This window comes from Hyphomonas sp. UBA3195, from assembly GCF_002366485.1.
GTDB lineage: Bacteria > Pseudomonadota > Alphaproteobacteria > Caulobacterales > Hyphomonadaceae > Hyphomonas.
The window spans coordinates 38,912-49,249 of the sequence record NZ_DEXB01000037.1 but is presented as its reverse complement, the minus strand read 5'-3'; the positions used below and the strand labels follow the sequence as shown (position 1 = coordinate 49,249).

The following is a 10,338-nucleotide window of genomic DNA, read 5'->3' as shown; positions in this document are numbered from 1 at the left end:
TTCTGGATCATTGTCGGCATCATTCTCGGCGGACGGTTCGGCTATGTCCTGTTCTACATGGTGCCCTACCAGTTCGACGTGATCGCGGCGAACCCGCTGACCATTTTCAAGATCTGGGATGGGGGCATGGCATTTCATGGCGGCATTCTGGGCGTTACCATCGCGCTTATCCTGTTCGCGCGCCGTCGCAAAGTGTCTCTGCTCTCGATTGGCGATATTGCCGGCGTCGTCGCGCCTATTGGCATCGGCCTCGTCCGTCTCGCCAATTTCGTGAACGCCGAACTCTATGGTCGCCACACGGATGCGCCCATCGGCATGGTGTTCCCGGAAGGCTATGTGCGCGGCTCGACGCCGCCGGCCTATAATTGGGATACAGGCGAATGGGCCTATACAGACTTCGAGACCGCCCGCCACCCCAGCCAGCTATATGAAAGCGTGCTGGAGGGTTGGTTACCGCTGATTGTGGGATCGATCCTGATCTGGCGCTTTGGTGCGCTGAAGCGGCCCGGCCTTATCGCCGGCCTGTTCCTGCTGATCTATGCGACCGGCCGTACCATCGTGGAGAATTTCCGCCTGCCCGACAGTTTCGTCGAGGGCCTGCCGGACTGGATCACGATGGGCCAGCTGCTCTCCATCCCGATGTGGATCGGCGGCGCCTGGCTGGTCTGGAATGCGCTGAAGACAAAGCCTGTAGCCGCGGATTGATCTGCCCATGACCCTCAAGGATCGCATCATCCGCCTGATCGAGACCGGCGGCCCCATCCCGGTTTCGACCTATATGCAGCTTGCCCTGCATGACTCGGCCCAAGGCTATTATGCCACGCGCCCCGGCCTTGGCACTGATTTCATCACGGCGCCGGAAGTCAGCCAGGTCTTCGGCGAACTGATCGGCCTGTGGGTCGTGAATGAATGGCGGGCCATGGGCGCGCCGGACTCGTTTCATCTGGTCGAGATTGGTCCCGGTCGCGGCACGCTGATGGCGGATGCGCTGCGCCTCGCCTATGTCGCGGGCGGCCGCGAATTTGCCGATGCCGCCAAACTCACCCTCGTCGAGCCGAGCCCGGAATTGCGCAAGGTGCAGGCAGAGCGTCTCAGCGATTATACGCCGTCTTTTGCCGACACGCTCGGCAATGTGCCCGCCGGGCCGATGATCTTGGTCGCGAATGAATATCTCGACTGCCTGCCCGCCCGCCAGTTCCGCAAGGCGGATGGCCAGTGGCGCGAATGCGTGGTCGGGCTGGATGCGGACGGAGCGCTGGCCTTCGGTCTTGCCGCCGACGAGCAGCGCGCGCCCGATGGCGCCGCCGAAACGTCAGAGGCGGTCGAGGTCCAGATCGGCTTCGACCTGTTGATTGCAGACCTCCTCACCCGCCCCGCGCCGATGCGCGCGCTGTTCATTGACTACGGCCCCGCCGATGCGACGCCGGGCGACAGCCTCCGCGCCTTCAGCCAGGGCGAGCAGGTCTCCCCCCTCGCCCGCCCCGGCGAAACCGATTTGACCGTGGACGTGGATTTCGGACGCCTGAAACGGCTTGCCGCGCGCATGGGACTGGATGTGGCCGGGCCGACACCGCAGGGCATGTTCCTGATGGGGCTCGGGGCACAGGCACGGCTCAACCAGCTGGTCGAGGCCAATCCCGACCATGCCGACGCGATCTTCAACAATGCCCAGCGGCTGATCGACCCGAAAGACATGGGCAGCCGCTTCAAGGCGATCTGCCTGTCGAGCACGGGCCTGCCCGCGCCGGTTGGGTTCTAGGCGCCCCTACTCGGCTTCAGCGCCGATATGCTGGTCTATGAATGTCGCCATAGCGCGTAATGCGTCAATTCGCGTATCGCCATCCGACATCCAGTGATCCTCACCTTCCAGTTCGAGGAAGGTCACATCCTTGCCGGCTTTTTCGAGAGCCCGTTCCATGATCTCGCTCTGCTTGATCGGCACGACGGTGTCGTCATTGCCATGGATCAACAGTACGGGTGCCGTGAACTTGTCTGCGGCTCTGGCTGGCGAGATAGCATCCAGCTTCTCGCGCTCTTCATCAAGATCGCCTATGTTTTCCTGCCAGTAGTCCAGCGCCCAATGCTTGCGCCCATTATCCCACTTCACATCCACGAGGAGGGGTCGAATGTCCGACACGGGTGCAATCGCCACGACGCATTTGTACAGGTCAGGTGTGAACGCACCGCCCGCGAGCGCCGCATAGCCGCCATAGCTGGCCCCGACAATGCAGACACGTGTCGGGTCTGCCAGGCCCTGCTCCACCAGCGTCTGCACGCCATCAGTGATGTCATCCTGCATCTTGCCGCCCCACTCCCCCTTGCCGAGAATCCGGTGCTCAGTTCCGTAGCCTGACGACCCCCGGAAATTCGGCTGAAGCACGAGGTAGCCCCGATTGGCGAAATACTGCGCCATCCAATCGAACCCCACCGCGTCATACGATTCTGGTCCACCATGTGGCATCACGACCAGAGGCAGCTTGCTGGCCGTTTCAATATCCACGCCTGCCGGCCAGGTCAGGATCGACGGAATGTTGAGCCCATCCCGGGCTTTATAATTGACAGAAACCATCTGGCCGATGGCGTCTGGGGGGTATGTTGTCACGCTCATCCGCGACGAGCATCATTTGGCCGGTTTCCCGATCCTGCAGGACATAGCTGCCGGGCGTGTCGCTGCCATAGATCAGGTAGAGTAGCTTCGACCAGTCATCGGTCCAGGATACGAGATTTACGGAGGCCGTGGAAAACTGGCTCACCATGCCCGAGACGGCCGCGTCCACATCCGGATCATAAAACTTGTACGAGGGCACTGCGCCGGAATATTCGACACCGAGAACGAACCGGTTCCCATCCTTGATGATCCGCTCGATCGTACCGCCCTTCCCGCCGAGCGATGCAGGCGTCAAATGCCCCGAGAAATCGAGCTCATAAACGTTTCCGGAATCATCGGCATCACTACCGTCGGAAAACAGCAAGGCGGACCGGTCAGCCTTGATACCCGTGACACCGGGGGGAAGTTGCGATGTTTCGAGTTCATAGATGAGCTCACGCTTCCCGTTCACATAGGTATAAACCCTGTAGGTATCCGTGGTGTTATTATAGTCCTCCCGCGCAAGTACCGTCCCATCCTCGTCCACGAACCAATCAACCGTATTGTCGACACCGCTCTTGAACCGTCTTCCTTTGCCGGTCTTCAAATTGACGCGCAGCAGGCTGTAATTCGGATGAGAATAGCGATCTCCGACATAAGCCGGCATGAAGATGTAGCCGGGGTCGGCATCGTCACCGACAATCCGCCCAAGACGGCCCTGGGCAGGATAGATGTTGTCCGTACCCCTCAACAGGAATGTCAGTTTCTTAGTCTTCAGACTGAAAGAGAAAGCGCCCGAATATTCAAACTCCCCCCGAAACCCGATCACGAACTTCGTTTCCGAAGCAAGGATGACGATGTTCTCCTCATCGGCGAACCAGATGTCACGCGTGGCAACGTCGTCGATCTTCACGTGATAGGTCTTCTGTCGCGTCGCGAAGTCAAACGTGACCAGATAGTCCGCCCGTTCCCGGCGCTCGGCAAAGGCAACGATCGATCCATCCGGAGACAGGGCCATGTACCGGATTGAGGGCAGGTCGCCATAGGCTTCCAGCGGCGGATGGGTGACCTCGGCGCTGGCCGTGTTGAAGCCAAAGCCGAGCCATGCCGCCAGAACGGCGAGGACCAATACTCTCATACAGGATCTCCCCAATAACTGCGTTCAGGCTATTTTGGATGGAAAGGCGAGGCAACACCGAAACCGCCCGATTCCGACCAACTCCACCCTTCCGCTGCGCAAGCCGGGCTTGGCTTTGGCGGCGCGGTCCCCATGTCTCAGGGATGCAATGCAAGGGGCCTTGATGTGGCTGAACTTTCGATCCTGGAACTCGGACGCGTGCGCGAGGGCTTTACCCGCGCCGACGCGCTGAACGATGCCCGACGCCTCGGCCAGCACGCCGAGGCTCTTGGCTATAAGCGGCTCTGGGTCGCCGAGCACCACAATATGAAAGCCGTCACGACGGCGGCCACCTCGCTCGTCGTTTCGCACATTGCGGCTGGCACGAAGACCCTCCGCGTGGGCGCTGGCGGCATCATGCTGCCCAATCACGCGCCCTATATCATCGCCGAACAGTTCGGCACGCTGGAGGCGCTCTATCCGGGCCGCATCGACCTCGGCCTTGGCCGCGCCCCCGGCACGGACCAGATGACCCTCCGCGCCCTGCGGCGTGACCCGACCAGCGCCGACCGTTTCCCACAGGATGTTCTGGAACTGCAGGCCTTTCTCGGCCCGGTCGAGCCCGGCCAGAAGATCGAGGCTGTGCCCGGCTCCAATTCGAATGTCCCGCTCTGGATCCTCGGCTCCAGCCTGTTCGGCGCGCAGGTCGCGGCCGCCTATGGCCTGCCCTATGGCTTTGCCTCCCATTTCGCCCCGCAGGCGCTGGATGATGCGCTGGCTACCTATCGCGCCAACTTCCAGCCATCAGATCAGCAGAAGACCCCCTATGCCCTGATCGGCGTGAACATCATCGCTGCCGAGACGAATGAGGAAGCGGAATATCTCGCCACCTCCCAGCAGATGTCGTTCGCAAATCTCGTGCGCGGCGACCGCAAGCTGACCCAGCCGCCGATTGACGACATCGACACCTATTGGACCCCGGAAGAGAAAATGCGCGCGTCACACATGCTGAATTTCAGCATCATCGGGGACGCGGATACGGTGAAACGCGGCGTCGAGGCCCTGCTCGCCCGCACACAGGCCGACGAGCTGATGATCGTCTCCGACATGTATGATGTCGACAAGCGCCTACGCTCGTTCGAAATCATCGCGAACGTCCTGAAAGACTGAATTGTCGTTTGATGACCGCCCCGGCTAGACGGGGCGCTTGATCTCGTTGTGGTCGTCCAGCAGCACAACGGTCGGCGCATGCTGGCGGGCCTTGTCGGCATCGATCCCGGCAAAGGCCGCAATGATGACTTTGTCACCGGCCGCAAAGTGGCGGGCCGCCGCGCCGTTCACACCGATCGTCTTCGAACCGCGAGGAGCTTCCAAAGCATAGGTCTGAATGCGAGCGCCATTGGTGACGTTCCAGATATCCACGCGCTCATTCGGCAAGATGCCCGAAGCGTCGAGCAGGTCCTGGTCAATCGAGACCGAGCCTTCATAGTGAAGGTCGCACTGCGTGACGGTCGCAGAATGCAGTTTCGCTTTCAGCATATTGAGCAACAAGGATGGATCCTCCCGGATTATTAAGAGCGCACCATTATGCTCATAGTGAGCATATAGGAAGGCCTGCGGCCTTGCGCAAGGCGCTTATTGCATCGCAGCAAATGTGAGTAAAGACGATATTGGACGCTTGGGCCTCACCTTCACGCGAGGTCATGACATACCCTCGCTCCCATACCCCTATCTCGCGAATTCCGTATCAAAATGGGTCGCCTTGCAGGATTTCGTCTGTTAACAATCTGTAAGGCTGGGGAATAATACAGGGGAAGAACGACATGAAACAGGTGTCAGCAAGCGCCATCGCCATCGCAATGATCGTCGCCGGCTGCGCGTCCAGCCCGGAACCCGCACCCGCGTCTCCGCCGCCCGCAGACGGGCAGGCACCCAACGGACCCGTGCGCGGCATACCCAATCCCGGTGATGATGACTTTCTCGGCGCGCCAACCCCCACCGTGCGGCGCCATACCGGCCGCGCCAGCGGCGGCGCCGTGCCCGCCAAGGACTACCTCCCCTATATCGATGTCGCGATTGACGAGGCAGCCGTCTATTCCGAGTTCGGAGACATGCTGCAGGACCGTTACACGCGCATCCAGATCGTCACGCTGAAACCCGACGCTTATGACATGGAAGGCGTGACGTCCGGCGTGCGCAGTCAGGAAGTTGAGGCTCGCAATTATGACGAGGAGAGCCGGGGCTGGTTCTCTCGCATGATGTCTTCGCGCAGCATTACCCGCACCCTGATCGCCGAATTCGATGTGGCCAAGCCGGACATCACCGCAACCAACGCGCTCTTCTCCTCCACCTTCTCCTCGAATAACCGCGAGGGCGAATCCTGGACGACGAACGAAAGCATCTCGGTCTATGCCACGCCTTACTTCAAGGTCGGACCCAACACGACCATTGAGGCACGCTTTCGCCTGCAGTTGTCGGATGAAAAGGAATCTTCAGCCAGCGCCAATGTGATGGGGGCGCTGACCACCGCCGCCAATCTGATCGCACCGACTTCCACACTGGTCACCTATTTCAATGCGCCCCTGATGATGGAGGCTTCCAACTTCCTGAATAACTCCACCAGCACCCTGTTCGGTCAGTCGATCACGGAGCAATCGGTCAGCGCGTTTTCCGTGAAGGCATGGAGCGACAAGCCGATCCTCGTTGTCTCCGCACAATTGCCGGACACGAATGATATCAAGGACACGCGCGGCAAAGGCGCCATCGGTCAATGGGCCGTGTATCTGGACCAGCCGATCCCGTCCATTTTCACAGCAGGTGTTTCGGATACCGGATACCCGGACTTTACCGGCGTCACTTCAGGCGACATCCTGGCTTTTGATGTTGGTGAAGACCTGACCGTGTATGATTACATCTTCTCACGGCTCGACCTGTCAGATCGCATCTCCTACCTCAACAGCTCGGCTGACCCGGACGTTGCCGGCCTGATCTGCAACCGGATTGAGCGTGGCCTTTCCGAGATCGGATTCACATCCTATGACGCGGCCGCTGCGGTCTGGGCCGCATCCGTCTCCGATCAATTCAATGGCGCCGCCAAGTCTGCCTTCCAGGGCGAAAACACATGCGAGGCCATGATACGCTGGAAAGCACTGGGCGGCTGATCCGCTCACGCGACCATAACCCTCCCCTGTTAGCAGCACTTATGGCCCCATGCAGTTGCGGTCCTTTAGTGGCCCGGCCAGAAGGAGAGGATGACAAATGTCCTCATCGTCAATGGTCACCAGCCCTTTCCAACCTCTCCCGGTACACTGAACTCTGCCTTTGTCGAACGCGCTCGGCGTATATTCGAGGCGGCCGATTGGAACATTCGCACCACTCATGTTGCAGATGGATGGGACACGGAAGAAGAGGTCGCCAATCAACTCTGGGCCGGTCAGATACTTTTTCAGTTCCCCCTGAACTCCATGGGCTTGCCCTGGCCTCTGAAGCGTTATCTCGATGAGGTATACACCGCCGGTATGGATGGCCGCCTGTCAAAGGGAGACGGGCGCAGCCGCAAGGACCCGTCCCGCCAATATGGCAGCGGCGGTCACCTGACCGAAACGCAATACATGCTGTCGCTCACACTCAATGCGCCGCGAATGGCATTTGGCGATCCGAACCAGAATTTCTTTGAAGGTCGCTCCGTCGAAGACCTGCTCTGGCCGGTGCATTTGAATTTCCGATTTTTCGGTATGCAGGCCCTGCCGAGCTTTGCGGCATATGATGTTTCCAAGGCGCCGACAATCGCGGCAGACTTCGAACGCTTCGATGCGCATTTGCGAAGCGCGTTTGGCTTGCCCGCCCAGCAATCCTCAGCCTGATGTGAGGAAATAAGCAACCACGCGCCGGGTATGCGGGGCGTCGCGATGCTCGAACAAATATATGCCCTGCCATGTGCCAAGCGCCATGCGCCCGCCCGACACCGGAATAGAGAGCGAGGTCTGCGTGAGGACGGCCTTGATGTGGGCGGGCATGTCGTCCGGCCCCTCGGTGCGATGCACCAGATAGTCCATGGAAGGGTCATTGGCGGGCGGCACAAGGCGCCGGAAGAAGGCCTGCAAATCCCGCTGCACGTCCGGATCGGCATTCTCCTGCACCAGCAGCGAACAGGAGGTGTGCTGGCAGAACAGGGTCAGCAGGCCATCGCCCTCTCCGGCCACGAAGGCTGCCGCATCGCGGGTGAACTCATAAAGGCCGGAACCGCGCGTCGAAATCGTGAGTTGGGTCTGCATCGCTTCCGAATACCTGTCCATCTTGCGCCGGGCAATCGGCAGATGACTTTGCGGGGTGACGGCTCACGCTGCGCCCTGTATCCAAATATTTACCTGGATTAACCAATTGCACGGAGTGGGACATGCGCTGGAAAGGTGGACGCAGAGGCGGAAACGTCGAGGACAGGCGCGGCATGAGCGGCGGCAAGCTTGCGGGCGGCGGCATCGGCTTTGTCCTGATCGCGCTGGTCGTGTCCTATTTCCTGGGCATTGACCCCCAGCCCCTGCTTGAGGCCGGCAGCGGCATGTCATCCGGCCAGCAACAGCAATCCGGCGAAGTCGGCACCCCAGAGGATGAGGCCGGCCAGTTCGTCGATGTTGTCGGGACGAACGTCAACGATGTCTGGGCCGAGCTGCTCGACGGCTATAAGAAGCCGAATACCGTCATCTACACGCAAGGCACGGGCACGGGCTGCGGCTATGGCCAGGCCGCGATGGGGCCTTTTTATTGCCCGGCCGACCAGACCATCTATCTCGACCTCTCCTTCTGGCAGCAGATGGAAACCCAGCTGGGCGCGTCCGGCGCAGATTTCGCCCGCGCTTACGTCATCGCACACGAGTTCGGCCATCATGTGCAGACGCTGACCGGCGCCTCACAACAGGTCCGCAAGGCACAGCAACAGGCTCGTAATCAGGCCGAAGCCAACAAGTATTCGGTCGCGCTCGAACTGCAGGCCGATTGCTATGCCGGCGTATGGGCCGCCCGCGCTGCAGAGGCCTCCAATGGTCAGGTCGCACTCGAACGCGGTGACATGGCAGAGGGACTGAAGACCGCCAATGCCATCGGCGACGACATGCTGCAAAAGCGCTCGACCGGTCGCGTCTCGCCCGAAGGCTTCACGCATGGCTCGGCCGAACAACGCATGGAGTGGCTGACCCAGGGTTATGAGAGCGGCGACCCCCGCCAGTGTGATACGTTCAACTGAGCCCCTGCCCGAACGGGGGAAGCAACACCACTCAAAGAGGGAGAGCCGACATGACCGACGGCAAGCCAATGGGGTTCGACACCCTGCAGATTCATGCGGGCACAAACCCGGACCCCGCCACTGGCGCGCGTCAGGTGCCGATTTACCAGACAACGGCCTATGTCTTCCGCGACGCAGACCATGCCGCCGCGCTCTTCGGCCTGCAGGAAGTCGGCTATATCTATTCCCGCCTGACCAATCCCACCGTGGCCGCCCTTGGCGACCGGATCACCGCGCTGGAAGGCGGCGCGGGCACTGTCTGCTGTTCGTCCGGTCATGCGGCCCAGATCATGGCGCTGTTCCCGTTGATGGCCCCCGGCCGCAACATCGTCGCCTCCACGCGCCTCTATGGCGGCACGATCACCCAGTTCAGCCAGACCTTCAAACGCTTCGGCTGGTCGGCCACCTTCGTGGACTTTGACGATCTCGACGCCGTGAAGGCCGCGATTGACGACGACACGCGCGCCATCTTCTGCGAGACCATCGCCAACCCGGGCGGCTATATCACGGACCTCGACGCGATCACCGAAATCGCCGACGGAGCCGGCATCCCCTTGATTGTCGACAATACGACAGCCACGCCCTATCTCTGCCGCCCGATCGAACATGGCGCGACGCTGGTTGTTCATTCGCTGACGAAATACATGACCGGCAATGGCACGGTGACCGGCGGCGCGATTGTCGATTCCGGAAAATTCGACTGGTCAGCCTCTGACAAATTCCCGTCCCTGTCGCAGCCAGAACCGGCCTATCACGGCCTGAATTTCCACGAGACATTCGGCCCCGCCGCGTTCACCTTCCACGGCATTGCCATCGGCCTGCGCGACCTCGGTATGACGCTCAACCCGCAGGCGGCGCATTATACGCTGATGGGCATCGAGACGCTCTCCATGCGGATGGAGAAACACATTGCAAACGCCAAGAAGATTGCCGCGTGGCTGGAAGGTCATGATGCGGTTGCTGGTGTCACCTATGCCGGGCTCGACTCCTCGCCCTACAAGGATCGCATCCCGAAAATCTGCCCGAAAGGGGCTGGCGCGCTGTTCACGGTCCAATTGAAGGGCGGCTATGAAGCCTGCACGAAATTTGTCGGCGGCCTGAACCTGTTCAGCCATGTCGCAAACCTCGGCGACGCGCGCAGCCTGGTCATCCACCCGGCCTCGACCACGCACCGCCAATTAACCGAAGAACAGCAGATCGCCGCTGGCGCCGCGCCCAACACGGTCCGCCTCTCCATCGGCATCGAAGACGCCGACGATTTGATCGCGGATCTGGATCAGGCGCTGAAGGCTTAAGACACGCCTATGCACCAAAAGAAAAGGCGTCCCATTTGGGGCGCCTTTTTTAAGCGGACGA

At 60.7% G+C, this 10,338-nt stretch carries 11 protein-coding genes; 7 read left to right on the top strand and 4 right to left on the bottom strand.

Annotated features, from left to right (window positions below; genetic code table 11):
• A partial coding sequence (lgt, locus tag B2344_RS11515) for a prolipoprotein diacylglyceryl transferase (RefSeq protein WP_290485258.1) occupies positions 1–705 on the top strand: 705 nt, incomplete at its 5' end.
• A 7-nt stretch (positions 706–712) separates the two neighbouring features.
• On the top strand, positions 713–1,759 hold the full coding sequence (locus tag B2344_RS11510) for a class I SAM-dependent methyltransferase (protein WP_290479887.1): 1,047 nt from the start codon (positions 713–715) through the stop codon (positions 1,757–1,759).
• A gap of 6 nt (positions 1,760–1,765) precedes the next feature.
• Here the strand turns inward: B2344_RS11510 and B2344_RS11505 are convergent, their stop codons facing one another.
• Together B2344_RS11505 and B2344_RS11500 are read right to left on the bottom strand one after the other, a co-directional pair.
• Positions 1,766–2,602, bottom strand: coding sequence for an alpha/beta hydrolase family protein (locus tag B2344_RS11505; protein ID WP_290485257.1), 837 nt, complete (start codon positions 2,600–2,602; stop codon positions 1,766–1,768).
• The gene (locus B2344_RS11500) at positions 2,550–3,725 is read right to left on the bottom strand and encodes a hypothetical protein (protein WP_290483300.1); all 1,176 of its coding nucleotides are present in this window, start codon (positions 3,723–3,725) and stop codon (positions 2,550–2,552) included. Before B2344_RS11500 ends, B2344_RS11505 begins: the two co-directional genes overlap by 53 nt.
• Positions 3,726–3,890: 165 nt before the next feature.
• Between B2344_RS11500 and B2344_RS11495 the strand changes: the two genes are divergently transcribed.
• Positions 3,891–4,874 carry an LLM class flavin-dependent oxidoreductase gene (locus B2344_RS11495; protein ID WP_206991254.1) on the top strand — a complete coding sequence of 328 codons (984 nt, stop codon included), beginning with the start codon at positions 3,891–3,893 and terminating at the stop codon, positions 4,872–4,874.
• Positions 4,875–4,898: 24 nt separating this feature from the next.
• On the opposite strand, the gene panD is transcribed toward B2344_RS11495, so the two are convergent.
• Positions 4,899–5,255: an aspartate 1-decarboxylase gene (panD, locus tag B2344_RS11490; protein WP_206991255.1), complete on the bottom strand. Its 357-nt coding sequence runs from the start codon at positions 5,253–5,255 to the stop codon at positions 4,899–4,901.
• A 272-nt stretch (positions 5,256–5,527) separates the two neighbouring features.
• Here panD and B2344_RS11485 point away from each other — a divergent pair, with 272 nt between their 5' ends.
• Positions 5,528–6,865 (top strand): hypothetical protein, encoded by a 1,338-nt coding sequence (locus tag B2344_RS11485; protein WP_290485256.1) that lies wholly within the window; start codon positions 5,528–5,530, stop codon positions 6,863–6,865.
• A gap of 90 nt (positions 6,866–6,955) precedes the next feature.
• Positions 6,956–7,567, top strand: coding sequence for an NAD(P)H-dependent oxidoreductase (locus B2344_RS11480; protein ID WP_206991257.1), 612 nt, complete (start codon positions 6,956–6,958; stop codon positions 7,565–7,567).
• On the opposite strand, the gene B2344_RS11475 is transcribed toward B2344_RS11480, so the two are convergent.
• Positions 7,559–7,978, bottom strand: coding sequence for a secondary thiamine-phosphate synthase enzyme YjbQ (locus B2344_RS11475; RefSeq protein ID WP_206991258.1), 420 nt, complete (start codon positions 7,976–7,978; stop codon positions 7,559–7,561). The two genes, B2344_RS11480 and B2344_RS11475, sit on opposite strands and share 9 nt — an antisense overlap.
• A gap of 122 nt (positions 7,979–8,100) precedes the next feature.
• On the opposite strand from B2344_RS11475, the gene B2344_RS11470 reads away from it, so the two are divergent.
• Both B2344_RS11470 and B2344_RS11465 read left to right on the top strand, forming a co-directional pair.
• Complete coding sequence (locus tag B2344_RS11470) at positions 8,101–8,943, top strand: KPN_02809 family neutral zinc metallopeptidase (protein WP_290483647.1); 843 nt, start codon at positions 8,101–8,103, stop codon at positions 8,941–8,943.
• Positions 8,944–8,993: 50 nt separating this feature from the next.
• Positions 8,994–10,277, top strand: a complete 1,284-nt coding sequence (locus B2344_RS11465) for an O-acetylhomoserine aminocarboxypropyltransferase/cysteine synthase family protein (RefSeq protein ID WP_290485255.1) — start codon at positions 8,994–8,996, stop codon at positions 10,275–10,277.
• Positions 10,278–10,338: the final 61 nt, after the last annotated feature.